A 26,170-nucleotide genomic window follows, 5' to 3' on the forward strand; every position below is an offset into this window, starting at 1 on the left:
TTTTGCCCGAGCAGATTCATGACCTCTCCTATTCCCACTACCCTACTCGCTGAACTGGGCTCTTTACCCATACAAGGCAGAGCATGGCCCAAAGCCATCGCTTGGTTGGCATGTGTAGTCGTCATCGGGATTGGAATACGGTTGGTACTAACGGCATCTGGCCCACACGGCCAAGGCGTAAGCCCCATGATCATCGCAGCGATTGTGATGGCGTATGCAGGGATTATTGTGATGGCCTGGTACATGTACCATGGTCAAACAAGCATTACCGAAGAAGGGATTAGCCAAAGCTGGCTATTCAAACGCCACATTGCATGGCAAGACATTCGACACGCTAAATTCGTGCCTATGCTGTTCTCTAAACGATTGATCTGCTTTCCGGTACGCGGCAGACCGGTCACGTTTCAAGGCAGTGACCAGGACGTGCAAGTGGCTTTTGCTCGCATCGCCCTGGCCTACCGACATAAGGCTTAGCGCACTGGCAAGCCGTACATCAAACCACCGTCAGTCCACAACGCGTTCAAACCACGTTTGATCTGCAATGGGCTGCCTTCACCTACAGTGCGGTCAAAGCTTTCGCCGTAGTTGCCCACTTGTTTGATGATGTTGTACGCCCAGGTTTCGTCCAGACCTAAGTTTTTACCCGAACCTGCTGTCACACCCAACAAACGTTGAATATTTGGGTTTGTGCTGTCTAAATGTGCATCCACATTCGCGGAAGTCAGGCCCAGCTCTTCGGCATTCAGCATCGCTTGCAGTGACCATTTCACAATGTTCAGCCATGGATCGTCGCCTTGACGTACGAAAGGTCCTAGAGGCTCTTTGGAAATGATCTCTGGCAATACCACGTAATCGGCAGGGTTAGCCGTGCGGGAAATACGGATGGACGCCAAGCCGGACGCATCTGTCGTGAACACATCACAACGGCCAGACACAAACGCGTTTACCACTTCGTTAAACTGGTCGTACACCACCGGTGTGTACTCGACGTTGTGAGCACGTGCCCAGTCAGCCATGGTGTTTTCATTGGACGTACCAGTCTGCATACATACTGTGGCACCGTTCAAATCTTTGGCGCTCTCTACACCTAAAGACACGGGCACCAAGAAGCCCTGACCGTCGTAGAAGTTGATACCGGCGCTGATCGCACCTACCGATGTATCACGTTGCTGTGTCACGGTAGTATTACGCGCCAACACATCAATTTCGCCAGACTGCAATGCGGTGAAGCGCTGTTGCGCGTTCAACGGCACTGCTTTGAATTTTTCTGAGTCGCCCAAGGTCGCTGCCGCCACTGCACGACATACATCAATATCCAGACCTTCCCAATCGCCCTTATCGTTAGGAGCAGAAAAACCGGCAAAACCTGTAGTCACGCCGCAAGCCACATAGCCGCGAGCTTTCACCACATCCAGTGTTCCTGCCTGTGCTGCTGACATCCCCACAACTGCCGTGGCTACTGCTGCCACAATCTGTGTTAAACGCATCTCTGATCTCCTTTCTTACCATAATGGTGTACAAGCAAAATAGTACCGCAGCCTATGCGTCATTGCGGCAGCATTAGTTTATGGCTAACGGGTATTTATGCGTAGTCACGATGCCCAAATAAGGCTGACCCAATACGTAGCTCAGTACTGCCTTCCTCTATGGCCAGCACGTAATCCTGGCTCATGCCCATAGACAACCTGTGCACGGGGTATCCAGCATCTAATGCCTGTTGCTGAGCCAACTTAGCGGCTCTAAAACAACGGCGTATTTCCGCTTCGTCGTCGGTTTGCGTTGCCATGGTCATCAGACCCTTCACCTGCAAACACGGATAGTCTTTGAGTTTCTGCAAAAAAGTGACTACCTCAGCAGGCTCCAAGCCAGTTTTGCTCGTTTCAGCGGCCGTTTTAAGTTGCACCAAAACATCTAGCGTTCGCCCCTCTTGTTCCAGACGCCTATCTAACGCCTCGGCTAAGGACTCTCTGTCCAGCGACTGCAACTCGCTAACGTAACGTGCCACATCGCGTGCTTTGTTACTTTGCGCATGCCCAATCATGACCCACTCAAACTGCTGGTCTGGCATGTTTTCGCAGCGCTGACGTATATCCGGCAAACGATTTTCACCAAAGCGTCGCAAACCTAACGCGGCGGCTTCTAGTACTTTAGTGTCATCAAAGGTTTTGCTGACCGGCAATAGCGTCACGTCAGACGCATCACGACCAGCGTTATGACAAGCTTGCTCAATAGTGTGCCTAATGGCGGCAAGACGTTGCTGCATAGTGTTTTACCAAGAATATGTGTAATCAAATAACAGGACTGCCCATGACTATTGAATCATAGGTCTGGGGTGTACGTATCTGGTACAGGGTTGCGACACACCACAAATGGCGCAAAAATGAAGTACTGCCCAAAGAGGCAGATCACAATCTTTACAACAACACTATTTATAGCACCGTAATGTCGCAACTTCCTTCTTACTTACCACCAGATAATCCCGGCCCGTGGGCTGTGTATCTGGAACAGGTAGAGCGTGTCACGCCCTACCTAGGCAAACTATCCCGCTGGGTAGACACCCTCAAACACCCTAAACGCATTTTGACGGTAGATATTCCTGTCGAACTGGACAATGGCACCATTGCCCACTTCGAAGGCTATCGTGTGCAGCACAACATGGCGCGCGGCCCCGGCAAAGGCGGCATACGCTTTCACCAAGACGTGACCTTGTCTGAAGTGATGGCGCTGTCAGCATGGATGTCCGTGAAATGTGCAGCGGTCAACGTACCGTTTGGTGGTGCCAAAGGTGGGGTTCGCATCGACCCGCGCAACTACTCCAAACGTGAACTGGAACGTGTCACTCGCCGCTACACCAGTGAAATCAGTGACATTCTTGGCCCTAACCAAGACATTCCTGCACCAGACGTCAACACCAATGCCCAAACCATGGCATGGATTCTAGACACCTATGCTCAGAAAACGGGTCACCTCAGCACCGGCGTCGTGACGGGTAAACCGCTGGCACTGGGTGGTAGCCTAGGCCGTGTAGACGCTACGGGCCGTGGGGTGTTCACCGTTGCCGTCGAAGCCGCACGCGATTTGGGCATTAGCCTAGAGGGCGCACGCATTGCGGTACAAGGCATGGGGAACGTGGGTGGCACTGCCGCCAAACTGTTCGCCGAAGTCGGCGCTAAAGTGATTGCTGCACAAGATCACACGGGCACTATCTATAACGCGGCAGGCTTAAACGTCACCGCTGTTTTAGAACATGTACGTAGCACTGGCGGTGTGGCGAATGCCCCCGACAGCGAGGCCTTAGCCAATGAGGATTTCTGGACACTAGAAAGCGAGATCTTGATCCCTGCCGCGCTAGAAGGCCAAATCACTGCTAAAAATGCAGCGTCTATTCGCACGCGCATTGTGGTGGAAGGCGCTAATGGCCCAACCACCCCTGAGGCCGATGACATCCTCACCCAAAACGGTGTGTTTGTCATCCCTGACGTGCTGGCCAACGCGGGTGGCGTCACGGTGAGCTATTTTGAATGGGTACAGAACTTCTCCAGCTTTTTCTGGGAAGAAGAGCTGATTAATCGCCGCTTAGAAAGCATGATGCGCAATGCCTACAAAGATATCTCTACCATTGCCCGTCAACATGCCATCAATCTGCGCACAGCCTCATTTATTATGGCCTGTTCACGCATCTTGGAAGCCCAAGAGTTACGTGGTCTATATCCCTAAATAGCCACTGCAAAAGCGGTGCTTTCGCTGCATCTGAGCATGAAAGCACCGTAATTTCGGCAATAATGCCCCAGACTCTTTATAATTATCTGTTTGGCATTTATTTTCCGCCCGAGATTATCACGTGAGTACCCCTTCTAGCCCCTATGCCGTACAGGTTCATGATGTGCATAAAGCCTTTCAAGACAATGAAGTCCTGAAAGGGATTTCGTTTACTGCGCAAAAAGGTGAAGTGGTTTCTATCATCGGTGCATCGGGCTCTGGAAAAAGCACGCTACTACGTTGCATTAACCATTTGGTGGTCCCCGATCAAGGCGACATTCACATTGGGAATGACGTATTGCGCAGCAAACGTTTGCGCAACGGCACCATGGTAAGTGCTGACCCAAAATTATTGGAACAAGTACGTCGTCGCTTGGGCATGGTGTTCCAAAACTTCAACCTGTGGTCTCACCGTACTGTGTTGCAAAACGTGGTGGAAGGCCCTGTGCATGTCAAAAGCATGCCCAAAGCGCAAGCACAACGCTACGCCATGGAGCTGCTAGACAAAGTAGGCCTTGCCGACAAAGCCGCGTCCTACCCTGCTCAGTTATCGGGTGGACAACAGCAACGCGTAGCCATTGCCCGTGCGCTGGCTATGGACCCTGAAGTCATGCTGTTTGATGAACCCACATCCGCCCTAGACCCAGAAATGGTGGGGGAAGTGCTGCGCGTCATCAACGATTTGGCACGCGAAGGCCGCACCATGATTTTGGTCACACACGAAATGCAATTTGCGCGCAACGTGTCTGGTCATGTCATCTTTATGCACAACGGCCGTATTGAAGAATACGCACCGCCAGAGGAACTGTTCCAGAACCCGAAATCCGAGCGTTTACGTCAGTTTCTAACACCATCGCACTAAACAGTGGGTGCGATGGCATTCACCCTTTACAATGCCTTTTCGCCGTGGACGTCCCACTGCGCCTTTCAAGGGAGACTACACTCATGAAAATTCTGAAAAAAGCGGCCATTTGCGCAAGCTTTGCCCTCTTGGGTCTGGGCAGCGTCAACGCCGCCACCATGAAAATTGGTACTGAAGGTGGTTACCCACCATGGAGCATGGTTGATGCTACCGGTACTGTGACTGGTTTTGATGCAGACGTGGGCGCAGCCCTCTGCGCGCAGTTGGGTAACGACTGCCAATTTGTGGTTCAAGCCTTTGACAGCTTGATTCCATCCCTGAACGCTAACCGTTTTGACTTGATCATCTCGGGCATGTCTTACACCCCTGAGCGTGCAAAACGTGTGAACTTCAGTATCCCTTACGCTGTAGAAGACGCAATTTTCGTTTTGCCAGCGAACAGCGACTTGATCAAAGCTGCTGATGCTGACACGATTTTCGCAGGCCTAGACGGTAAAACCATTGGTGTACAAGGCGGTACAACGCACGGCGCATACCTGAACAAAGTGGCTCCTAAAACCACCGTTCGCAACTACGAAACACTGGATCAGATGCAAATCGATTTGGACGCTGGTCGTCTAGACGGTACATTTGCTGACCTGACATCGCAATCTCGTTTCCTGCACAAAATGGATAACAACGAGTACGCGCTGACCGAGTACGTCATCAAAGGTTCTTCCGATCCTGAAACTCTGGGCTACGGTATTGCGGTGGGTATTCACCCAGATAACGCAGAACTGAAAGCTAAAGTCGACACAGCTCTGTGCGAACTGATCAATAACGGCACCATGAAGACCGCAAGCGAAAAATGGTTCGAGATTGATATCGCTAACTACGACGTCTGCAAAAAGTAGGTCTGAATTACTATGCTGGACACCATGCTGCGCATTTTGCAGGACGGCTGGGGCACTATGCTAGTACGCGGTGCCCTCATGACTGTATTCATTGCCTTTTTTGGTATGTTGTTGGGTACAGTGATAGGCATAGCGGGTGCCAGCATCAAAGTTCGAGGACCACGGTGGCTAAGTTGGCTCATTAGCCTGTACACCACCGTGGTGCGCAGTATCCCAGAGCTGCTAATTATCTACCTGCTGTTCTTCGGTAGTATTCAAGCCGTTTCTGATTTAGCCAACTTCCTGCAATGGCAAGAAACCGTCAATAAATGGTTCCCTGCGTTGGTGGGTATTTTGGCCATAGGTTTGATTGCTGGCTCGTATAGCGTCGAAGTCTTTAGGGGGGCATTACAAGCTATTCCCGAAGGCCAATTCGAAGCTGCTCGCGCCATTGGCATGTCAGCCCGAAAACGCTTATTCCGCATTACCTTGCCGCAAATGTTTTGGTATGCCTTGCCAGGCGCCAACAACGTGTGGCAAACCGCGCTAAAAGACACCGCGCTGATCTCCCTAGTGGGGCTGATCGAACTAATGCGTGCTGCCGTGTTGGGCGCCGCCTCTACACGCGAACCCTTAGCCTTGTACTTAATGGCCGCCGTGCTGTATTTCTTTATTGGTGCTGCCAGCCAAGGCATGTTTGTCTGGGCTGAACGCCACTTTGGCCGTGGCATGAGGACAGTCGCATGATAGACATGGAACTGTTTGAGTACACGGTCACCAACCTGCTAAAAGGTTTTGGCACTACTCTGCAAATAGGCTTGTTTGGTATAGGCCTATCGCTGCTGGTGGGCATGGCACTGGCCTTGATGCGCGTATCGGGTAACAAGCTTGCTGTCGGTTTTGCCTTTGGCTACAGCACTGTATTTCGCGGCACACCCTTGCTGGTACAGCTGTTTATCCTCTACTACGGCTTGGGTACGTTGGGATTCATCCGTCACACGCCTGCCCTGTGGTGGATATTCAGCGATGGGACGCGCTGTGCCATCTTGGCCATCGCGCTAAACAGTGGTGCCTATATTGGTGAAGTGTTTAGGGGCGGTTTTCAGTCCATCCCTAACGGTCAAATCGAAGCCGCCAAAGCCATAGGTATGCGCCCGTTCAAACGCTTCTGTCGTGTGAGCTTCCCTTTGGCTATACGCCAAGCGCTACCCGCTTACAGCAATGAAATCATTTTGGTCATCAAAGGCACCAGCTTAGCGTCCACCATCGCCGTGATGGACTTAACCGGCCATGCCAAACGCTTGATGAACCAAAGCTACGCCATCATTGAAACCTTCATGATTGCGGGTTTGCTGTATTTGGCTATCAACTTCACATTGCTCGCCATTGTGCATGTCATCGAGCGTTGGCTACACATTGCCAAGCGTTAAACACGCTTAACGCTTGTTGGGTAACGCGTCCAACTGGCGCTGGCTGGTGAATGCCCTGTGCTCACCATCCACCGGGTCTACAAACGCGATACGACGTGCCAGTAACTGCAACGGCAAACTGAAATCGTCTATAGGTCTAGACTGATCCCAGTGCGGGTAGTAGCTGTCGTTTAAAATAGGACTACCCAGACTACTCATGTGTACACGCAATTGGTGCTTACGCCCCGTGGTAGGCTGCAAACGATAATGGCACCACCACGACTCATCTTCCATTTGCCAGCGTGACAGTTCTTCTATGTAGGTCTCACTGTTTGCATCCAAGTCATCGCGCTCACGCACGAGAAACACCCCTTTCAAGGCCTCTATATGGCTGCAATAGTGACTGGGCAAATTAAGCTTTAGCCCTGCTGGTGCGATAGCCTCGTACTCTTTCTGTACATCACGGCTCTGGAATAAGCTTTGGTACAACCCGCGATACTGCGGCTGCACACAAAATAGCAGCACCCCTGCTGTATCCCTATCCAACCTATGCAGCGGCGTAATATCAGGGTTATCAAACTGCGCACGCAAGCGCACTAAAGCGGTTTCTTTCAGGTAGCTGCCAGACGGTGTGGTCGCCAAAAAATGCGGCTTGTCTACGGCGATTAACCGATCATCCGCATACAGTATAGGCATCTCAAAAGGCACGATTGCTTCATCGGCCACCTCGCGGTAGTACCACAACCATTGGCCCGGCACATAAGGCATATCTAGCGCTTGCGGCTCACCAGCATCGTTCACCACATCGCCACGCTCAATACGCTGCTGTAAGGCGGCTGGGTCCAAGTATTCAAAACGCTGCAGCAAAAACTCACCCAAGGTGAGCCATGCACCTTCAGGTAACCACACTCTACTTGGGGAAACGCCCTCTTTAGTGGGTAAGGGCGCAATAGGCGCGCGACGTCGTGGTGCGTCGCGCATAGTGTTCAGGTCCTGCATAACTTAGTTCTTCACCCAGCCCTGTTCGCGGAAATAACGCAATGCACCAGGATGCAAGGGCATGGACAACCCATCTTTAGTCATGCGCTGCTTATCCAAGTGCTCTAGCGAAGGATGCAGGCGCTTGAAATTATCCAACCCACCAAAGATCGCTTTGGTCATGTCATAGACGCGCTGTTCGTCTACATCGGCGCGTGTGACTACCGTTGATAACACCCCATATGTGGGCACATTGGCAGGGTTATTGGAATAAATACCGCCCGGAATATCTACCTTGGCGTAGTAGGGATAGGTGTCTACCAATGTCTCTACCACCTCACCCGTCAGTGGCACTACTTGCGCACCACACAACGCCGCAGGATCTTGCACAGACGCTGATGGATGGCCCACACTCAGAATGAAGGCATCAATTCTGCCACTACATAAGGACTCAGTCAGCTCATCAGCGCGCAGCTCTGTGGTTCTGGAAAAGAACTCGTAGTCTGTGCCCTTGGCATCCAATAATTGGTCTACCGCCGCACGCGCTACCGACCCGGGGTGGCCAATGTTGACTCGCTTCCCTTGTAAGTCGTCGAAGCTCGTAGCCTCTAACTCTTTACGTGCCACAATCGTGACAGACTCGGGATGCAGCGAAAACATCGCACGCAATGGCTCGTATGGGCCAACGGCTGCAAACTGGGCATCGCCCACATACGCGTGATTCGCAATATCAGACTGCACCATCGCAAAGTCTATTTCGCCGGTTTTCAGGGCGTTCATGTTAAACACTGAACCGCCTGTGGCATCGACTTTGCAAATGTAGGGCGTTTCTAGTGTGGCACGGCTTAACATCCTGCACATTGCGCCACCTACCGCGTAATATACGCCCCCTACACCACCCGCACCTATGCTCACCACTGTCGCTGGCGTGGGCAGTGATTCAGCATGCGAAAGTGCTGTTATGCCACTCAGAATTATGGCGAATCCAAACCTTAAAAAACCGCTACTAAATCGTTGCACCATGATCTTTATCGTATTTGAAAATGCTGGTATCGTCTGTCATCGTATGAACGCATAACCTGTACATGCTCTACTCGTGCGTGCTCCGGGCCTTGGTACAGCCATGACAGTAATCTATCAATCTTGTCCGTCCCACCTTGTAACAACAGCTCAACTGAACCGTCCGGAGCATTACGAACCCAGCCAGTCAACTTATGCAAATGCGCATGTCGTGCAGTGGCCGCGCGAAAGCCTACGCCTTGCACCTTGCCCGTTACCACTACCTCTACTGTTTCATTATCCAGATTCGACTCAGACATTATCTCTACCCTTTTACTGCGCTTACGGTGATCGCTATTCTTACCACCATTAAACCCATACTTTACAGCGTATTATTATGCTTTAGTAGCGCATCCTGGGCCACCGCAAACGGTGCAACACACTCGCATATCTGGTTCTGGGTAGCTGGCCTCGTTTTAGGGGCTCTCTTTTTGCTCAGTACGTTTTTACTGCTACTGCAGCACCGCACCTTACGCTGGGCCAAAGCCGAGTCCAATAGCAATCTACAGCTAAAAGGTATTCTGGATAATATTGACGCCCTGATCACCATCAAAGACGCCAACCTACAATATCTGCATGTGAATAAAAAAGTCTGTGACTTTTTTAACATTAATGCGACGCAAGCCCTAGGTAAACGCTTCGATGATATTTATGCTTCCGCGCAAGAGCAAACTAAAAACCGTAAAAGTGATCTACAGGTGTTGCTACATGGCGATCACCTGAGCATGGAAGAGCAGTTCATTAATGCTCACGACAAACGTACCAGCACTTTTCTATCGGTAAAATTTCCGTTACGAGACAAATACGAACACATTACTGCTGTCTGCAGCATCTCTACGGATATTACGGCTTACAAAGCCATACGTGATATCAATCACCAACTGATTTTTTATGATCTGCTAACAGAGCTACCCAATAGACGTCTACTGCTGAACCGCTTGGAAAATCTCTTGCTCACGGCTCGCAGAGATCAACAAAACAGTGCCGTGTTGTTCATTGATTTAGACAACTTCAAGCACATCAATGATGCCCGTGGCCACCATATAGGTGATGAGTTACTCAAAAAAGTCGCACGTCGTTTAATGCGCATGATGCGTCAAGATGACTCCGTAGCTCGTCTGGGCAGTGATGAGTTTGTCGTAGTCCTTACCCAGTTATCAGAAGACCCACAAGCCTACTACAGCACGACTGTAGAAGTTAGCGACCGTATACGTCGCGCACTAGAAGCCCCCTACTTCATTAATGGCCAAGCCTACCTGCTCAGTGCTTCTATAGGGGTAGCCTTTTTGACGGCTCACAGTGTGGGCACAGAAGATGTGCTGCGCGAAGCGAACGTGGCGATGCACCGCGCCAAAGACAACGGCAGAAATCAGGTCACCTTTTACGAACCCACCATGACGCAAGAGGCAGAGGATCGTGTGAGCATAGGCCGCGACCTAAGCTATGCCATAGGCTCTGATCAGCTCAAAGCCTATGTTCAGCCTCAGTTCAATGCACAACAAGAGACCATAGGTGTAGAGCTGCTGCTGCGTTGGCATCACCCCGAACGAGGCTGGATTACTCCTGAGCGTTTTATCCCTCTTGCCGAAGAAAGCCAATTGATTTCAAAATTGGGCGACTGGTTACTAGAACAAGCCTGCGCCTTATTATTGGCCTACCCCTCACACCACTTCACTGTATCGGTCAATATCAGTCCATCACAGTTTCGTGATCCCAGCCTTTTGCAGCGTATAGAACGCACCTTGGACACGCATCAAGCACCAGCCAACAGGTTGATCTTTGAAATTACCGAAGGCATGTTGATGCAAGACCCTTACCAAACCACTGCCTTAATGAATAGGTTGGTGCAGCGAGGGATTCGTTTTGCTATTGATGATTTTGGTACTGGCTATTCCAACTTGGCTGCTCTGAAACGCCTGCCGCTGTACGAGCTAAAAATAGACCGTAGCCTTATTCACGATATAGCGACAGACCCAGATAGCGCCGCCATTGTGAGGGCGGTTTTGGCCTTAGGCCAGCAACTGCGCTTACACATTGTGGCCGAAGGGGTAGAAACGCAAGCGCAAGCTGATTTCTTAACCCAGCATCAGTGCTCGGCCTTGCAAGGACACTTATACGCAGAAGCCATGCCACAAGAAGAATGGCATCAATTTTTGCTGAGCAAACCACGGCCTTAATCGTAGCGATTAGGGCTGATCATCGCCTTCAGGTGCGGCGGACTCAGGCTCAATGCTGTCTAAGCGATAAAGCTCCACATCATGCTGCTGGCTATCCAACGCTGGCAGCGTCTTGGTGCTACGCGCCGATAACTCTTTGAAGCGCTGCAGCTTGCCATACACCCCTTGCTGCCCTGATAACGCCGTCACCGTACTATTGAAATGCCCATTCATTTGGCGCAGGCTTTCACCCATACGCTTGAATCTATCTGCCAACAACACTACTTGGTCATGCAAATCAGCAGCACGTAACCCTAGCTCGTGTGCTTGCTCGTTGCTACGCACAATCATCCACAAGTTCGCTACCGTGCGCAGCACGGGTAGCAACGTAGCATGCGACACCAACATCACATGGCGCTTCATGCCGTATTCAAATAAATCAGGCTGATGGCGCATCGCCTCTATGTACGCCCCTTCAATAGGTACGAACATAAATACAAAGTCAGGGCTACTCAACCCCGGCAACTGGTCATAGCGTTTCCCCGCCAAATCATCCATATGATGACGCATCGCCCGCAGCAAGTTGTCCATATGCTGGCCACGCTCTACATCATCCTCAGCACGTACCGCTCGCTCGTAATCAACTAGCGAGGTTTTACTGTCCAAGACCATATGACGGTTTTCAGGCAGCTTGATCAGAAAGTCGGGGAAGCGCTTATGACCATACTCTGTTTGCAAGGCAGCTTGGCTAAGGAAGTGCTCACCGCGCACCAAACCGGCGGCTTCTAACGTACGTTCTAACTGCAACTCACCCCAAATACCGCTCAGCTTTTTATCCCCTTTCAATGCTTTGGATAAATGCTTTGCCTCGGACGACATCTGTAAGCCTATATCCAGCACGCGCCGAATTTCCGCTTCCAGATTGACCTGCCCTTTAAGCGACTGGTCATGCAATTGGTTAACACGCTGCTGAAAGGACGATATCTGTTCTCTGAAAGGCTGCAATAAGGTCTGTAACGCCTGTTGATTACTTTGCTGAAAGCGCTGGCCTTTTTCTTCCAGAATGGTGTTGGCCAAATTCTGGAATTCCGTTTGCATCAGTTGCTTGGATTGCTCTAGGTTGTGTTCCAACCGTTGATAGGCATGCTCTTTTTCATCATGCCTAACTTGCAATTCGGTGAGTTGCTTGTCTAGTTGTCGTGCATCGGACTGACTTTGCTGCCACTGCGCTTCCAGATACGCCGCCCTATCCAAGCTTTCATCCAGCCTATCTTGCACATGCTGAGTTTGCTGTCTGGCCAAACGCAACGCTGTGTGTCGCCCATACAGCAACAGCAGCGCTATCACTAGCCCCACGCCCAGTAATGGAGTCCAAAAAGGGGCTAATGCTGCCAACCAACTACTCACGCTTACTCACTCACTGATAATTCAGGAAACGGATCGTGTTCCTGCGGTAACCCACTATCATCGCCAATAATGAAGCGAGGCACACTTTCTACCACAAACTGGCGTAAGGCCTCGATCAATACAGGGGCTTCTGCATGTAAGGGTCTATCGGTATGACTCACTACCCCTATCATGGCAGGAATGTAGTTTTGTATTTCTCGCACCACCACGCCATCCATGGGATAGCAGGCGGCTAGATACGGGTCCAAGATACCCACGCCCAACCCCACTCGTACCATGCTCAATACGTTAACCGAGCTGGCGGTTTCTATACGGCGCAACTCGTTAGGTGTGGCATGAGCTCGCATCAACGCTGTCGCTTGTCGGTACCGCATGCGATAACGATGAAACACCGACACCACCATCTGATCTTCAATGGTGGATAAATCAATCACTTCGTGATCCGCTAAAGCATGCCCTTCTGGCAACGCCAGCATATACGGTGCTTGGCCCGACCAGTGTAAACGGTTGGTGCCCAGGTCTACCGGCAGGCTGGTCAGTCCTATATCGACTTTGCCTTCGCTGACCTGTTTAATCACTTCATCAGGCAACAAGCTGTCTATAAACAGCTTTTGCTGGAAGAAAGGCTGTTGTTGCTCTAATAAAGCAATAACTTGGGGCAACACACTCAGAGACAGGGACGGCGTCGCCGCTACCCGTAACGGGCGGCTTAACCCTTGCGCAATATCTCGTGCCCTCGCGTCCAACACTTCCAAGCCCGCTAGGATTGGCCTTACTTCCTCATAAAATTCCCTGCCCTTTTCCGTCAATTTGACGTGGGGACGGGTACGATGAAACAAGGTAAAACCCAGTCTTTGCTCTAAGTCTTGAAGCTGACGGCTAACGACCGGCTGCGAACGCTCTAAGAGACGCCCCGCAGCCGTAACACTACCCGCCGTCAAAACCGCGGCAAAAGCCTCCAGTTGACGTATTTCCATGCGTTGATTGTCTCACCCTGACGGGTGATCATAGTTATTCAGCGTTACGTTTCACGCCAAAGCAATTTTCCAGCCCAGGGAAGCTGCCATTACGTACAGAATCTGCGTAGGCTGCTGCTGCACCACGAATTACCGCACCCGCATCCGCGAATGTTTTAGCAAAACGTGGAATATGCCCATCACCCAAGCCCAGAATATCTTCCGTTACTAGAATCTGGCCATCACATGCTGGTGATGCACCAATTCCAATCGTAGGAATGCGCAGATCTTCTGTCAGGCGACGCCCCAATGCTTCGGCCACCCCTTCCAACACTACTGCAAAAGCACCTGCTGATTGATGGGCCAACGCATCGTTATAAATACGCTGCGCAGCTGTATCGCTCATACCTTGAGCCTTGAAACCACCCATAGTGTTGACGTACTGCGGCATCAAGCCCACGTGCGACAACACTGGAACGCCCCGCTCCACTAAAAAGCGGGTGGTCTCTGCTAATGCTTCTCCACCTTCCATTTTAACGGCGGATGCGCCGCTATGTGCCAACATATAGGCCGCATTGCGAAATGCCTGCTCTGGCGACTCTTGGTACGAGCCAAAAGGCATGTCTACCACCACACATGCATGTGAAGTGGAACGTACCACCGCACGTGCATGGGCAGTCATCTGCTCAACGGTAATACTTAGGGTGTCATCCATGGCGTAGCCAACCATCGCTGTGGAATCCCCAACAAGGATCATATCCATGTAAGGGTCTAGCTGTCGGGCTATAGGCGCAATATAAGCGGTCAGTGAAACTAGCTTCTGGCCTCCTTTGCAAGCCATTAGTTCGGGAACTGTACGACGCTTAATTTGGCTGTGTACACTCATGAATAACTCCTGTTGACTACATGTTTCTTGTTAATAGTGCCGATGCAAACCAGCTTCTGGTTTCGGCAAACAGTGCCATATTTCCGTAGAAATATGGCACTGCACAATACAAACCATAGCACCAAATTTGCAATACGACACGCACTCTCTACATCAATGGTGCTAGGGCTAATCTCAGTCGCTCATATCCAACATTCACAGCAGACTACGCAATACAAACTGCATAATGCCACCATGTCGGTAGTAGTCTGCCTCGGTAGGCGTATCAATACGTACGACTGCTTCAAATTTCACGTTACCGGCTTCTACATGTACGGTTTTAGGAATACCCCCAGCATTCAAGGCTTTTACGCCGGTAATGCTGAACACTTCCTCGCCTGTTAACCCCAGTGATGTTGCGGTGAGCCCTGCAGGGAACTGCAGTGGCAACACCCCCATACCAATCAGGTTAGAACGGTGAATACGTTCGTACGACTCGGCAATCACTGCACGCACACCCAGCAACGCCGTACCTTTAGCCGCCCAGTCACGAGAAGACCCTGAGCCATACTCTTTACCAGCCAAAATCACCAATGGTGTTTTAGCCGCCAAGTAGTGTTTAGAGGCCTCATAAATCGTGCAAACAGGAGCACCCGTTTGGGTAAAGTCACGAGTAAAACCACCCTCTGTACCGGGAGCAAGCTGGTTACGCAGACGCACGTTAGCAAACGTACCGCGAATCATCACTTCGTGGTTCCCCCTGCGTGAGCCATACGAGTTGAAGTCAGGCTGTGTCACTCCATGCTCAAGTAGGTACTCACCTGCTGGCGTCGTTTTGCTGATATTACCGGCTGGACTAATGTGGTCAGTCGTAACCGAGTCACCCAACATCGCCAACACTCGAGCACCCTGAATATCCTGCACCGGTAGCGGTGTTTTAGGCATGTCCTCAAAGTACGGTGGATTACGCACATACGTAGACTGTGGGTTCCACTCAAACTGTTTGGTTTTAGGCGTAGGAAGATTGCGCCAGCGCTCGTCACCCGCAAAGACATCGGCATAGCCTTTACGGTACATATCGGTAGCAATCACCGCGCTGACTACCTCTTGAATTTCTGCCGTACTTGGCCAGATATCTTTGAGGTACACCGGATTACCGGCTTTATCTACTGCCAACACATCGTTCATCAAATCGATGTTCATCGTACCCGCAATCGCGTAAGCCACCACCAGCGGAGGCGACATCAGGTAGTTCATTTTCACATCGGGGTGAATACGGCCCTCAAAGTTACGGTTGCCAGACAATACCGACACAACGGTCAAATCTTGCTCGTTTACCGCCGCACTGACTTCAGGAATCAGCGGCCCCGAGTTACCAATACATGTAGTACAGCCGTAACCCACCAAGTTAAAGCCCAAGGCATCTAAAGGATCCGTCAGTTTGGCTTTGTCGAGGTAATCGGTCACGACTCTGGAGCCGGGGGCCAAACTGGTTTTCACCCATGGTTTACGTGTAATACCCAACGCATGGGCTTTTTTGGCGACCAAACCGGCGGCCACCATCACACTGGGGTTAGACGTGTTGGTACATGAGGTAATTGCGGCAATCACCACCGCACCGTCATCCAACGTAAACGCCTCTCCATCGGCTAGCTTAACGTTGGCATGGCGCGGTTCTACGGCCTGATTTCTGGACTCGTACAGTGCCGTCAAATCTTTGTGGAAAGCTGGTTTTACGTTACTGAGAACAATACGGTCTTGCGGACGTTTAGGGCCAGCTATGGATGGCACCACTGTGGACAAGTCTAGTTCTAGACGCTCTGAGTAACGGGGCTCATGCAGAGGATCGTGCCACAAACCTTGCGCCTGGGCATAGGCTTTCACCAGCTCAATCTGTTCAGCCGAACGACCTGTTAATGCCATGTACTGTAGCGTCACATCGTCTATAGGGAACATGGAAACGGTAGAGCCGTATTCGGGGCTCATGTTCCCGATCGTGGCACGGTTAGCCAGCGGCACAGACCCGACGCCAGAGCCGTAAAACTCTACAAACTTACCCACTACGCCGTGCTTACGCAGCATGTCGGTAATGGTCAGCACCAAGTCGGTGGCAGTCACACCATCGTTTAATTGGCCCGTTAGTTTAAAGCCCACCACACGCGGGATCAGCATGGAAATAGGCTGGCCCAACATGGCGGCCTCGGCCTCAATCCCCCCCACACCCCACGCCAATACGCCCAGACCGTTCACCATTGGGGTGTGCGAGTCCGTGCCCACACAGGTGTCGGGATAGGCTTCATTCACGCCATCTTCAGTGCGACTAAACACCACGCGCGATAAGTGCTCCAAGTTCACTTGGTGCACAATACCGGTGCCCGGAGGTACTACTCTGAAATTATCAAAAGCGCTTTGTCCCCAACGCAGGAACTCGTAGCGCTCAAGGTTACGGTGGTATTCAATTTCTACGTTGCGTCGGAAAGAATCATTGTGGGCAAAGTCGTCCACAATCACAGAGTGGTCAATGACCAGTTCTACAGGAACCAGAGGATTAATACGGGTTGCACTGCCGCCTAAGGCCGACATCGCTTCGCGCATCGCGGCCAAATCCACCACCGCAGGCACACCGGTAAAGTCTTGCAGCACAACGCGAGCAGGGCTAAAAGCAATCTCTTTATCAGGTTCTGCACTGGGATCCCAACCCGCTAATGCCAGGATGTCTTCTGCTCGTACATTCACGCCATCTTCGGTACGCAGCAGGTTTTCCAACAAAATCTTTAGCCCGTACGGTAAGGTCTTGACGTCAAGATCCTCACCCTGCACGGCATCAAGTCGGTATATACGATAATCCTGATCATTTACACGCAACGATGCTTGCGCGCCAAAGCTGTTCACGTTACTCATACCGCATCTCCAATTCCTGGTTACACACTATTGGGAACCCTGAAATGTTCTGCTGCATAACACCACAACCGTAGTCGTTCAGGGCATGGTGATACCCAGAACCTGCAGGGCCAGCCTATGGCCACTGTTACTGCCGTGAGAACAACTACATACTGTACGAACGTAATGCCACATTATGCTTGTTCAGACATAACAGAATCATCGCCACACGCTACAAAATCTAACTTGGGCTACACACCAAAACGATTGTTACCCTACAAGCGTTTGCAGGCGCGTTACACCAAGCTCTTCTTCTATAGTTTATAGAAAAATCTGTAGTCTGCCCAAATGCCGTACGCAAATATATGGGTTCTGCCTACTTCAGGCTGTGGAAACTATTATTTTTTAATACAGCACCTTAGCGTCTCTGCGTAGCTTAAAAAAATAAGCGCTATACCCCTTGCCACTGTCAGGGTATAGCGCTTTCTCTGCCATCCTTGCTCTACTTGCCGTCACACAGAGCAAGGTTCACAAAGCTTGTACTGCCGTTATTCAAATGACAGCTTAGCTACACTTTCGTTGCTGCCTTTGCCAGCTTGTTCGCCATTTTTAATACTGACGTATAACGCACCTGTCTGAGGATCCAAACGCGGTGTGTTCGGGAAATCGGGAACAGCCACACTGTGTAGCTCACGATCATTGTCGTTACGGTCGTATACCGTCACCGTGCCAGACACACGATTCGTCACAAACAAACGGCCACGTTCTTCATCCAACGCCAAGTTCACTGGGCCAGTACCCGTAGGAATGCTTTTCTCAATCTCACCCGTCGCTGGGTTAATCACCACAACACGGTTACCTGCGCCACGAGGTTTGTAATCCAGCTTAGCCAGATTCGCACGCACGCCATCAACGTTGGAGCCACCTTGGTCAATCGCCAAAATACGGCCTGCTTTGTTATCAAACACCATGTTCAATAACTGGTCAGCCTGTACTTCCATGACACGATCCAGCTCTAAGGTTTTGGCATCCACCACAAACACTTGACCCTGCATGTTGGCGACATAGACTTTGCCTGCTTTAGGGTCCATCGTCACACCCGCTGCACCAAAACCAAAGCCTGGCATCACTTTTTCTACTGCCAAGGTTTTCAGGTTCACCACATACAACGAGCTGTCATCAATCCAAATACCTGGCGCAAACAAACGACCTGTGGTGTTATCTACCAGCAGTTCACGTAGGTTGTGTGGATAACGTTCGGTAGGCTTACCATCAAAGCCCAGTGCATGAACTTTCTCGGCCAGTTTGGCCACACCCACCACATGGTTGGTGCGAGTATCAATCACCGTTACGGCTGCATCAAAGGCATTGCCTACGTATAAGCGGTTATTCTCATCATCCAAAGTGACGCCCAAACCGGGTAGATCCAGTGCAATTTCAGCTTCTACCGCCAGCGTATCCGGATTCAGACGGAAAATTTTAGGGTTGGCCGCTTCGCCCTGACCACCAACTGATGCCACAAACACAGCGCGCTGTTTAGGCGAATAGGCCAATTCGTATAACGCCGGCGCAACTGCTGTACGCACCACTTTAGGGGCTGCTACTTCTGCCGTCATGGCACTTCCTTGTACTGAGGTGGCACGAAGATCTTTAGACCCCGCACATCCTGCGATTAATGCTGCTACCACTACGGTAGAAATCATTGCTACTTTCATGTTTACCTCGATGTTTTGTTATGTCACCAACTGATCAACGCCGTTTCAGGCGTTCAATCAGAACAAAAAAATACAGGACCAATCCCGCCGCTACACTGGTATGCCCGCTATACGCCGCCAAACCTTTTCCCCATCCCAACTGCTGCACAGCCACTACCGCCGCTACGATCAATAGCAACCACCCCACACTGCGTAATGTACGCGTCACGCTAATGGGCATTTCTCGCTCAAATACGTCTTCTTGATGTCTGACCATGGCAAAACCCAAACACAAAAAGCCCAGCCAAGACGTCAGTAGTAACACCACATGCGTACCCCACCATGCCTGATCCATCATGACTCCTGCGTGGTTAAGGTCGGCGCTGCAACCGGCGGCCGCTTTTTCGCCACGGGACGTGGGCGAGGCGGTTGGTGCTTAGCGACCCGCCATGCCATAGCCGCATGGACAATCGCCAACAGCCACAGGCTTAGGTCAAAGCTTAAAAACAGCCAACCCGCTTGAGCAAAGCTGGATTGCATGCCCTGCCCCAACCCCAACATATTCGCGATAGGAAGCAAAAAGCACAGCCCTGCCGCTACCGCTAACAACTCAACCCAAGCACGCTTAGCAGGACGCACCAAGGCCCAGACCAAGGTGGCTAGCCACACCAAGAAGAACCCATGTATTTCCCACTGTGCACGATCAAGCATCTCTACGGGCAACCAACGGTTTAGCCAGAAAAAAGCCACCATGGCGATCGATAACCCAGCAATGGAGGCAATATTGAGCCGCTCTACCAACCTAAAGCCAAAATACGGTTTATCTGGATCAGGCAATTTGCTGCGACGTTTCACTGTCCACAACACTAGCCCTGACCCCACCATCGCCGTCCCTACCAGCCCGACAATGAAATACAACCACCGTGTTTCTATGTCGGCAAAACGTCCCAAATGCAGGCCATAGAGCACACCTTGCGTTGTCGCTACAGCGCCAGAACCATCCTTAGCATGTAACAGCTCACCCGTCACGCCATCAAAGACCACATACTTAGGCGTAGTAGACACTTGTGCTGTCTGGCTTTGCACCATTGATACGCGAGCATTGGCATCATTAATGTTGCTCACCTGCACGCTGCCTATGGTGGATTTACCCCATCGCTGCTCAGCTTGCTCAACCAATGGTGCCAATGCCACTAAGGTAGCCGGTACACCAGCAGGTTTCGGCGCAGCAGGCTGCATAAAACGCATCTCACTGGTCACCGCTGCTTTATCGGCGGGAGTAGGTAAGCTTTGCAGCCCCCAAGGCATATACAGCACCATCAAGGTGACCAAGCCACTCCACGTAATCATGAAGTGAAATGGCAGCCCAAATACCGATAACGCCGCATGCGCATCCAACCACGAACGCTGGCCTTTTCTACGTCTGAAGGTGAAGAAATCCGTGAAGATTTTCTTGTGCGTAATCACCCCACTGATAATGGCCACCAGCATGAACATGGCACAAAAACCAATAATCCATCTGGCCCACAAACCCGACATGTAGTGAAAATTAAAGTGGAAAGCATAGAAGAAGTCACCACCGCGCGTTGCCCTCGCACTGACCTCTTGCCCACTCGCGGGATCCAATGTGACGCTTTTGAACCCGCGCCCACCCGCTTGTGGGTCCCGCCACGATGCTGTGATCGTAGGCTTACGCTCTGTGGGCAACTGAATACTGACTTGGGTTAACTCAGGCTGTTGTTCGCGTATGGCATCTACTGTGCGCTGTACCAATGCAGACACATCACCGGCCTGATGCTGCACAGCCAACTCAGGCCGCATGTATTGAGAAATTTCTTCTCGGAAAAATGAGGCTGTACCGGTTAGAAACACGGCATAAAGCACCCACCCTACCAACAACCCTGTCCAGATATGCAGATCGGACATGGTTTGTCGTATACCACGCGGCTTAGGCGGTGCTTTTTTGATGACATCGCTCATAGCATTGCCCTCAGATCAGGCCAATTTGCCATAGGCCATAGCACCGCCACCGGAACAATCACACCCAACCATGCACGTTTAGCTGAACGTACAGCAAACACCCAAATGACGACTGCCGCATATACTAAAAAGCTATACAACATGCCAAACATCACCGCCTCAGCGGGCTCTTGTGGCAAGCGCAACATAGCAATAGAAAACAAAGCAGCCACCACATACCCTCCTATGATGGCTGCTACACACCGCGACAACAGCGGCAAATAACGTAACGCTTGCATGCCGCTTAGAAGTCCACGCTAGCCGAGAACATAATAGTGCGAGGTGCGCCTAAACCGCTGCCCAACGAGCTGGCCCAGTATGCTTTGTTACCCACGTTCAACACTTGCGCACGCAAGGTCACATCTCTACCCGCAACCACCGTGCTGTAGCGTGCACCCACATCAAAAATGGTACGTCCGGCCACAGACATCGAATTATCTGCATTGATGTACTGTTTGGATGTGGCGACCGCATTCGCCGTTAAGGTCAGGCCATTCAGGTACGGAAGATCCCACTCCACACCCGCCTTGGCTTGCCATCGTGGCATAGAGGTTGCATAGCGACCTTGGTTCACACCGCCTGCGGTACGAGTCAGTTTGGCTTGTGTATACGCTACGCCCCCTAATAGACGCACGCCCTTACCTGGTTCACCCATAAAACCAAACTCTAAACCTCGGTTACGCTGCTCGCCATCAAACGAGAAAACATTTGTGACAGGGTCGGTATAGCTGCTAGGGCGTTTGATTTCAAAGGCGCTTAACGACGTGATCAAGCTGCCACTGTCCCACTTCACACCCACTTCGTGCTGTTTGGTTTTGTACGGTGCAAAGACCTCGCCCGCGTTGGCCGCAGTCACTGGGGCAGTAGCGCCTTGGCTTAAACCTTGGATGTAGTTACCGTAAATCGAAACCTGATCTGTGACTTTGAACAATGCCGCTACTGTTGGGGTAAATGCCCCTTCATCGTAACGGTTGGTACGCCGTCCGGTATTGGCGTCAAAAGTATCACTCACAATGTTCTGATGACGTACACCTACGGTTAACTGTAAGCGATCATCAAAAAATGACAGCATGTCGGCCACACCGAAACTGGTGATTTTGACTTCACCCGTTTTAGGCAGGCTAGCGTATCTAAAACTCGTGTCTACTTTTGGCCCCCACTGTGGATCATAAATGTTCGTGATCCAATCGTTAGGCATCATATTACGTTGAAAACCAAAGTAATAATCGTGATGATAATAAGAGGCATTAAATGCCACTTCGTGACCAATAGGGCCCGTACTGAATTGCGTACGTATACCGGCATCAGCAGAATCTTTCTTATAAATCATGCGCTGAAACGAGTAGTTATTCTTGTAATCACCCTCTTCATTGAAAAGCGTGTTGGTTGAGCTCGCTAAGGAATTGAACTTGGTTTTGCTATGCCCAAAGTTGGCATAGGCCATGGTTCTATCCGTGATATCCACTTCCGCGTGCAATAACGCCGCTTTGTCTTCGGTAGTCGTAAACGTCCAATCTGGCGCTAATAAGGTATTGGATTTAGGAGGCTCGGGAACTTCCATGCCTTTGGCTAAGGAAATACCGCGATTCAGACCACTAATATGGTCTTTGTTGGTGTATAAATCGGCAGAAACACGTACACGATCAGTACGCCAGTCCAATCCCAAAGACGCTAAATCTGCACGCTTAGACTGCCCTTTTACAGCGCTATCGCCGTCTCGGTACATGGCGTTAAAGCGCACACCAAATTGCTTATCTTCACCAAAGCGCCTACCCAAATCTATATGCGTACCAAATTGGGATTTTTCTGCATAGGTACCAGTCAAGCGTGCTAGCGGCTCATCCCCTGCACGTTTAGGTACCAAGTTAATGCTACCGCCTACCGAACCACCGGGAGGCATACCATTTAGCATGGCTGCTGGCCCTTTTTGTACTTCTACTCGCTCAACGAACTCAGGTGTAATGCGCCAGTAAGGCACCATGCCATACAGACCGCCCAACGCGATATCACTATTGCTGACGGAGAAGCCTCGCAAACTGAAGCTGTCCCCAATCATGCCGGTAGAACCGTTGCTAAATACGCCTGGGTCAGTCGCCGCAATAATACTGGACAGTTCTTGAGCTTGTTTATCTTGTATGTAGCGATCGGTATAACTCACCACGTTAAAGGGTGTGTCCATGACGTCTTTGTTACCCAACAACCCCATACGACCACCTGTAGCGACTTGGCCACCCGCGTAGGCCGGCTCTACGCTTGTAGCAGCTTTACCCGCTACGCGTATTGCGCTCAACTGCGTCGTTTCTCCTGCGGCAGGCGCAGAAGCTCGTGACAGCGTCACATTTCTACCTTGTCGACGATATTGCACAGGCGTACCTGCCAACATACGTTGCAAGGCTTGCTCTGGGGTCATCACCCCTTTAACCGGCGTGATTTGAATGCCACCCACCACATCGGGGGTATAGAAAAACTGTAATGATGTTTGACGCCCCAACTCGATTAAGGACTCATCTAACGATCGTGCAGGAAGGTCAATGGCTACAGCCGCATCTTGCGCCTGCACCCACGACGAAAAACCCACCATGCCCACCGACATGACCGCAGCGGTAACTAACCTCAAACTCAAAACAGAACGACATGCCAAGCGGCGCGGCGCATGATAAACAGAATGACGACTCACGATTCTAAGCATCCTTAATGCAGCATAAAGGCATTACCACTACACGGTAATCACCATAAACAGTTATGAGGTCACGACAACCTCTTCATGCATACAGACGCTTTAACCCCACCGTAACCTGAATGAGATTTATTCTTATTTTGTTACTAATTGTAAAATTGCTGTAACGGGAAGATTTCAAACGCACGATTTTGGGCGTTTTCTTTCACACCCACGGGGATAATATGTGGCAGTGCTTCCAGAAATGCATAGGGGTCATCCAATCGAAACACCCCTGATACCTTCAGTTGCCCTAATTGCGCGGTAGTGAGCTGTACCGACAAATCGTTATACCGTTTAAGTTCTTGAATCGCGTCACGCAATGACGTACCCCTAAACACGACTTTGCCCTCGCTCCATGCAACGGCCTTATGCGCATCCGCTGGCACGGCGGCCAACACCCCTTCTGTCACGCGCAAGGCTTTCCCTGCTGCTAACGCTTGGCGCACTGGGTGCCATCTAGGCCCTGTTTCTACCTGCACAGAACCCTCCAATACGGTCACGGTGAATCCCTGATCCGCTTGGTAAATATTGAATTGTGTCCCGGTCACCTGCACGGAGCCCATGTCCATCTGCACAATGAAAGGGGAGTTGGCGACGGTTTGCACGGCGAACAAGGCCTCGCCCTTTTGCAAGTTAATGAGCCGTTTGTTCTGACTAAAGCGCACCTCAGCCACCGTATCCGTATTCAACATCATGCTAGAACCATCTGGCAGCATCACATTACGTTGTTCGCCTTGCGCGGTGGTATAGACCTGTTGAAAGGTGATTGCTGCGCCCCATTGCCATGGCCCTACGGTCACGGCAGCAACACCTGCTGCGCCCGCCATTGCCAAGCCATAGCCTAGAAAAGCACGACGCGAACGGAGTGGCTTACTCTGTCGTGAAGTAGATGCTTTTTGAGACTGCGCCGCACAGGCCTGCGGCAACTGCTCTGTCACCGCCCACAATGCTTGAATACGCTGGTAGTGCGTCTGGTGTTGAGGGTCGCGTGCTAACCATGCATCGAAATCTTGTTTTTCTTGTGGTGTCATATTGCCCGAGCGAAAGCGCTCATACCAATACGCTGCCACATCTCGCGAATCTGTCAGTGTGTCTACTTCTATACGGTCACTCATGCGCTACGCCACCTCTATCAATACAAGACATAAGGCACTCATAGATGATCTTGTAAATGTCGGATAGTACGCATCATATAACGCTCTACCATATTTAAGGACACGCCCAGCTTCTGAGCGATCTCACTATTGCTAAGCCCTTCTACCTGGCGCAACCTAAAGGCTTCCTGACACGCATCAGGTAACAGCGCCAACGCCTGCTGCATAGTACGCATCAATTCATTGGCCTCATAGTGTTCTTCTGCACTGGCAGAAGTAGGTACAGCATCTTCCGCTAAGTCGTCCACGTTCTGCGTTTGTCGAACCTGCTCTGATCTGTAGATACTGATAGATTGATTCATCACGATGCGATGAAAATAGTGCGTGGAATTTCTGGGCACCACCTGCCCCATTTCCAACATTTTAAGTGCCGCATCTTGGACAGCGTCCTCGGCATCCTGCTGAATACTGGCGCGTTTAACCCATCCTCCTAGTAGCTCGGCATAACGGATAAGCCAGTTTTTCTCTGGCAATACAGGCTGGGTCATGGCCACACACAATTTCACTCAAAACACAGAACGATAATAATTATCATTTATTAATGAGAAAAAACCAAGAACAACCCATTTTCGTCTCACTAGGCAAACAAAAAACAGCCATGGCAACGGGCACCATGGCTGTTTGATACAACAGTAATAGAATGCGTGGGTATTACTCAGCTGGCGTAATTGCCTTTTTAGCTTGGCGACTTGCCAGCCATTTACCTATCGCCACGATCAACACAGCACCCGCGATGTGTGCACCGTAGAAAACCACATTGCTTGGCTCACCAAAACGCTCGGTGTAAGCAATATCGGTCACCATCAAGCCACCAGCGATCCAGCCTAGCAGTGCAGCACCCAGCGTCACAATGACAGGGAATCGATCAATCAATTTCAGAACGATAGTGCTACCCCACACAATAATAGGAATACTCACTAACAGACCAAAAATCACAAGACCCAACTGATGGCTAGGATCAGCCATTTGTGCCGCACCTGCAATCGCGATCACGTTATCTAGACTCATCACAAAGTCAGCAATGATGATGGTTTTAATCGCACTTAATATAGAGACGCCACTTTTGATGTCGCCATGTTCACCTTCCTCTGGGATCAGCAAACGAATGGCCACCCATGCCAACAATAGGGCACCTACCACTTTCAAATAAGGGATTGCCAACAAGGTCAACGCAAAAGCGATCAGTATCACACGCAGGATAATCGCCCCTGCTGTACCCCACAGCACCCCTTGCAGACGCTGTTTAGCGGGCAAGTTACGACACGCTAACGCAATGACGACCGCGTTATCGCCGCCCAGCAGGATGTCGATCATGATGATCTGAAAAACAGCTGCCCAACTAAGCGTTTGCAGAAATTCCAACATAAGCACTCCAAAAACA

24 protein-coding genes are annotated in these 26,170 nt (G+C 50.9%); 7 read left to right on the plus strand and 17 right to left on the minus strand.

Features of this window, described 5'->3' with window-relative positions:
* Nucleotides 1–18 precede the first annotated feature (18 nt).
* Nucleotides 19–474 (plus strand): hypothetical protein, encoded by a 456-nt coding sequence (locus ACLPHM_RS10925; protein ID WP_430221260.1) that lies wholly within the window; start codon nt 19–21, stop codon nt 472–474.
* Here the strand turns inward: ACLPHM_RS10925 and ACLPHM_RS10930 are convergent.
* Both ACLPHM_RS10930 and ACLPHM_RS10935 read right to left on the minus strand, forming a co-directional pair.
* Entirely contained in the window at nt 471–1,487 is a 1,017-nt protein-coding gene (locus ACLPHM_RS10930) for an amino acid ABC transporter substrate-binding protein (RefSeq protein ID WP_430221261.1), read from the minus strand. The genes ACLPHM_RS10925 and ACLPHM_RS10930 overlap by 4 nt on opposite strands.
* Before the next feature lie 95 nt (nt 1,488–1,582).
* Nucleotides 1,583–2,263: a YggS family pyridoxal phosphate-dependent enzyme gene (locus tag ACLPHM_RS10935; RefSeq protein ID WP_430221262.1), complete on the minus strand. Its 681-nt coding sequence runs from the start codon at nt 2,261–2,263 to the stop codon at nt 1,583–1,585.
* A 179-nt stretch (nt 2,264–2,442) separates the two neighbouring features.
* Between ACLPHM_RS10935 and ACLPHM_RS10940 the strand changes: the two genes are divergently transcribed.
* The 5 genes from ACLPHM_RS10940 to ACLPHM_RS10960 all read left to right on the plus strand — a co-directional run bounded on the left by ACLPHM_RS10940 (nt 2,443) and on the right by ACLPHM_RS10960 (nt 6,923).
* Nucleotides 2,443–3,717, plus strand: a complete 1,275-nt coding sequence (locus ACLPHM_RS10940) for a Glu/Leu/Phe/Val family dehydrogenase (protein WP_430221263.1) — start codon at nt 2,443–2,445, stop codon at nt 3,715–3,717.
* Between the two features lie 124 nt (nt 3,718–3,841).
* Nucleotides 3,842–4,621, plus strand: a complete 780-nt coding sequence (locus ACLPHM_RS10945; protein WP_430221264.1) for an ABC transporter ATP-binding protein — start codon at nt 3,842–3,844, stop codon at nt 4,619–4,621.
* Nucleotides 4,622–4,704: 83 nt separating this feature from the next.
* Complete coding sequence (locus ACLPHM_RS10950) at nt 4,705–5,514, plus strand: transporter substrate-binding domain-containing protein (RefSeq protein ID WP_430221265.1); 810 nt, start codon at nt 4,705–4,707, stop codon at nt 5,512–5,514.
* A gap of 12 nt (nt 5,515–5,526) precedes the next feature.
* A complete protein-coding gene (locus ACLPHM_RS10955) occupies nt 5,527–6,240 on the plus strand; it encodes an ABC transporter permease (protein WP_430221266.1) in 714 nt (237 codons plus the stop codon).
* Nucleotides 6,237–6,923, plus strand: coding sequence for an ABC transporter permease (locus ACLPHM_RS10960; RefSeq protein ID WP_430221267.1), 687 nt, complete (start codon nt 6,237–6,239; stop codon nt 6,921–6,923). Before ACLPHM_RS10955 ends, ACLPHM_RS10960 begins: the two co-directional genes overlap by 4 nt.
* 6 nt (nt 6,924–6,929) lie before the next feature.
* Here ACLPHM_RS10960 and ACLPHM_RS10965 read toward each other — a convergent pair whose 3' ends face one another.
* Genes ACLPHM_RS10965 through ACLPHM_RS10975 form a run of 3 tightly spaced genes read right to left on the minus strand, consistent with a single transcriptional unit; the run spans nt 6,930 to nt 9,199 of the window.
* On the minus strand, nt 6,930–7,901 hold the full coding sequence (locus ACLPHM_RS10965; protein WP_430221268.1) for a pseudouridine synthase: 972 nt from the start codon (nt 7,899–7,901) through the stop codon (nt 6,930–6,932).
* Between the two features lie 3 nt (nt 7,902–7,904).
* On the minus strand, nt 7,905–8,903 hold the full coding sequence (locus ACLPHM_RS10970) for a TAXI family TRAP transporter solute-binding subunit (protein ID WP_430221269.1): 999 nt from the start codon (nt 8,901–8,903) through the stop codon (nt 7,905–7,907).
* A gap of 5 nt (nt 8,904–8,908) precedes the next feature.
* Nucleotides 8,909–9,199, minus strand: coding sequence for an acylphosphatase (locus ACLPHM_RS10975; RefSeq protein ID WP_430221270.1), 291 nt, complete (start codon nt 9,197–9,199; stop codon nt 8,909–8,911).
* A gap of 171 nt (nt 9,200–9,370) precedes the next feature.
* Between ACLPHM_RS10975 and ACLPHM_RS10980 the strand changes: the two genes are divergently transcribed.
* Entirely contained in the window at nt 9,371–11,116 is a 1,746-nt protein-coding gene (locus ACLPHM_RS10980; RefSeq protein ID WP_430221271.1) for a sensor domain-containing protein, read from the plus strand.
* 9 nt (nt 11,117–11,125) lie between these two features.
* On the opposite strand, the gene ACLPHM_RS10985 is transcribed toward ACLPHM_RS10980, so the two are convergent.
* The 12 genes from ACLPHM_RS10985 to ACLPHM_RS11040 all read right to left on the minus strand — a co-directional run bounded on the left by ACLPHM_RS10985 (nt 11,126) and on the right by ACLPHM_RS11040 (nt 26,154).
* Nucleotides 11,126–12,502, minus strand: coding sequence for a DNA recombination protein RmuC (locus tag ACLPHM_RS10985; RefSeq protein ID WP_430221272.1), 1,377 nt, complete (start codon nt 12,500–12,502; stop codon nt 11,126–11,128).
* 2 nt (nt 12,503–12,504) lie between these two features.
* Nucleotides 12,505–13,479 (minus strand): LysR family transcriptional regulator, encoded by a 975-nt coding sequence (locus ACLPHM_RS10990; RefSeq protein WP_430221274.1) that lies wholly within the window; start codon nt 13,477–13,479, stop codon nt 12,505–12,507.
* Nucleotides 13,480–13,513: 34 nt separating this feature from the next.
* Nucleotides 13,514–14,344 carry a 3-methyl-2-oxobutanoate hydroxymethyltransferase gene (panB, locus tag ACLPHM_RS10995; protein ID WP_430221275.1) on the minus strand — a complete coding sequence of 277 codons (831 nt, stop codon included), beginning with the start codon at nt 14,342–14,344 and terminating at the stop codon, nt 13,514–13,516.
* A 195-nt stretch (nt 14,345–14,539) separates the two neighbouring features.
* Nucleotides 14,540–17,224 carry an aconitate hydratase AcnA gene (gene acnA, locus ACLPHM_RS11000; RefSeq protein ID WP_430221276.1) on the minus strand — a complete coding sequence of 895 codons (2,685 nt, stop codon included), beginning with the start codon at nt 17,222–17,224 and terminating at the stop codon, nt 14,540–14,542.
* Between the two features lie 527 nt (nt 17,225–17,751).
* The gene (locus ACLPHM_RS11005; protein ID WP_430221277.1) at nt 17,752–18,918 is read right to left on the minus strand and encodes a YncE family protein; all 1,167 of its coding nucleotides are present in this window, start codon (nt 18,916–18,918) and stop codon (nt 17,752–17,754) included.
* Between the two features lie 34 nt (nt 18,919–18,952).
* Entirely contained in the window at nt 18,953–19,255 is a 303-nt protein-coding gene (locus tag ACLPHM_RS11010; RefSeq protein WP_430221278.1) for a DUF3325 domain-containing protein, read from the minus strand.
* Entirely contained in the window at nt 19,252–20,877 is a 1,626-nt protein-coding gene (locus ACLPHM_RS11015) for a PepSY-associated TM helix domain-containing protein (RefSeq protein WP_430221279.1), read from the minus strand. Before ACLPHM_RS11015 ends, ACLPHM_RS11010 begins: the two co-directional genes overlap by 4 nt.
* Nucleotides 20,874–21,155, minus strand: coding sequence for a DUF3649 domain-containing protein (locus tag ACLPHM_RS11020; protein WP_430221280.1), 282 nt, complete (start codon nt 21,153–21,155; stop codon nt 20,874–20,876). The genes ACLPHM_RS11015 and ACLPHM_RS11020 overlap by 4 nt, the downstream gene beginning before the upstream one ends.
* Nucleotides 21,156–21,160: 5 nt before the next feature.
* Complete coding sequence (locus ACLPHM_RS11025; protein ID WP_430221281.1) at nt 21,161–23,593, minus strand: TonB-dependent siderophore receptor; 2,433 nt, start codon at nt 23,591–23,593, stop codon at nt 21,161–21,163.
* 146 nt (nt 23,594–23,739) lie between these two features.
* Nucleotides 23,740–24,750 (minus strand): FecR family protein, encoded by a 1,011-nt coding sequence (locus tag ACLPHM_RS11030; RefSeq protein WP_430221282.1) that lies wholly within the window; start codon nt 24,748–24,750, stop codon nt 23,740–23,742.
* Between the two features lie 38 nt (nt 24,751–24,788).
* Nucleotides 24,789–25,277, minus strand: coding sequence for an RNA polymerase sigma factor (locus ACLPHM_RS11035; RefSeq protein ID WP_430221283.1), 489 nt, complete (start codon nt 25,275–25,277; stop codon nt 24,789–24,791).
* Between the two features lie 163 nt (nt 25,278–25,440).
* Nucleotides 25,441–26,154: a TerC family protein gene (locus tag ACLPHM_RS11040; protein ID WP_430221284.1), complete on the minus strand. Its 714-nt coding sequence runs from the start codon at nt 26,152–26,154 to the stop codon at nt 25,441–25,443.
* Nucleotides 26,155–26,170 lie beyond the last annotated feature (16 nt).

It is taken from the genome of Paenalcaligenes sp. Me131, from assembly GCF_050487225.1.
GTDB lineage: Bacteria > Pseudomonadota > Gammaproteobacteria > Burkholderiales > Burkholderiaceae_B > Paenalcaligenes.

Bases quoted from the DNA above. Each gene is read 5' to 3' on its own strand.
- ACLPHM_RS10970 (WP_430221269.1), bottom strand. From the start codon at position 8,903: ATGGTGCAACGATTTAGTAGCGGTTTTTTAAGGTTTGGATTCGCCATA.
- ACLPHM_RS10960 (WP_430221267.1), top strand. From the start codon at position 6,237: ATGATAGACATGGAACTGTTTGAGTACACGGTCACCAACCTGCTAAAA.
- ACLPHM_RS10935 (WP_430221262.1), bottom strand. From the start codon at position 2,263: ATGCAGCAACGTCTTGCCGCCATTAGGCACACTATTGAGCAAGCTTGT.
- ACLPHM_RS10965 (WP_430221268.1), bottom strand. From the start codon at position 7,901: ATGCAGGACCTGAACACTATGCGCGACGCACCACGACGTCGCGCGCCT.
- ACLPHM_RS11040 (WP_430221284.1), bottom strand. From the start codon at position 26,154: ATGTTGGAATTTCTGCAAACGCTTAGTTGGGCAGCTGTTTTTCAGATC.
- ACLPHM_RS10955 (WP_430221266.1), top strand. From the start codon at position 5,527: ATGCTGGACACCATGCTGCGCATTTTGCAGGACGGCTGGGGCACTATG.
- ACLPHM_RS10930 (WP_430221261.1), bottom strand. From the start codon at position 1,487: ATGCGTTTAACACAGATTGTGGCAGCAGTAGCCACGGCAGTTGTGGGG.
- ACLPHM_RS10975 (WP_430221270.1), bottom strand. From the start codon at position 9,199: ATGTCTGAGTCGAATCTGGATAATGAAACAGTAGAGGTAGTGGTAACG.
- ACLPHM_RS10925 (WP_430221260.1), top strand. From the start codon at position 19: ATGACCTCTCCTATTCCCACTACCCTACTCGCTGAACTGGGCTCTTTA.
- ACLPHM_RS10940 (WP_430221263.1), top strand. From the start codon at position 2,443: ATGTCGCAACTTCCTTCTTACTTACCACCAGATAATCCCGGCCCGTGG.
- ACLPHM_RS11005 (WP_430221277.1), bottom strand. From the start codon at position 18,918: ATGAAAGTAGCAATGATTTCTACCGTAGTGGTAGCAGCATTAATCGCA.
- ACLPHM_RS11035 (WP_430221283.1), bottom strand. From the start codon at position 25,277: ATGACCCAGCCTGTATTGCCAGAGAAAAACTGGCTTATCCGTTATGCC.
- ACLPHM_RS10950 (WP_430221265.1), top strand. From the start codon at position 4,705: ATGAAAATTCTGAAAAAAGCGGCCATTTGCGCAAGCTTTGCCCTCTTG.
- panB (WP_430221275.1), bottom strand. From the start codon at position 14,344: ATGAGTGTACACAGCCAAATTAAGCGTCGTACAGTTCCCGAACTAATG.
- ACLPHM_RS11020 (WP_430221280.1), bottom strand. From the start codon at position 21,155: ATGCAAGCGTTACGTTATTTGCCGCTGTTGTCGCGGTGTGTAGCAGCC.
- ACLPHM_RS10990 (WP_430221274.1), bottom strand. From the start codon at position 13,479: ATGGAAATACGTCAACTGGAGGCTTTTGCCGCGGTTTTGACGGCGGGT.
- ACLPHM_RS11010 (WP_430221278.1), bottom strand. From the start codon at position 19,255: ATGATGGATCAGGCATGGTGGGGTACGCATGTGGTGTTACTACTGACG.
- acnA (WP_430221276.1), bottom strand. From the start codon at position 17,224: ATGAGTAACGTGAACAGCTTTGGCGCGCAAGCATCGTTGCGTGTAAAT.
- ACLPHM_RS11030 (WP_430221282.1), bottom strand. From the start codon at position 24,750: ATGAGTGACCGTATAGAAGTAGACACACTGACAGATTCGCGAGATGTG.
- ACLPHM_RS11015 (WP_430221279.1), bottom strand. From the start codon at position 20,877: ATGAGCGATGTCATCAAAAAAGCACCGCCTAAGCCGCGTGGTATACGA.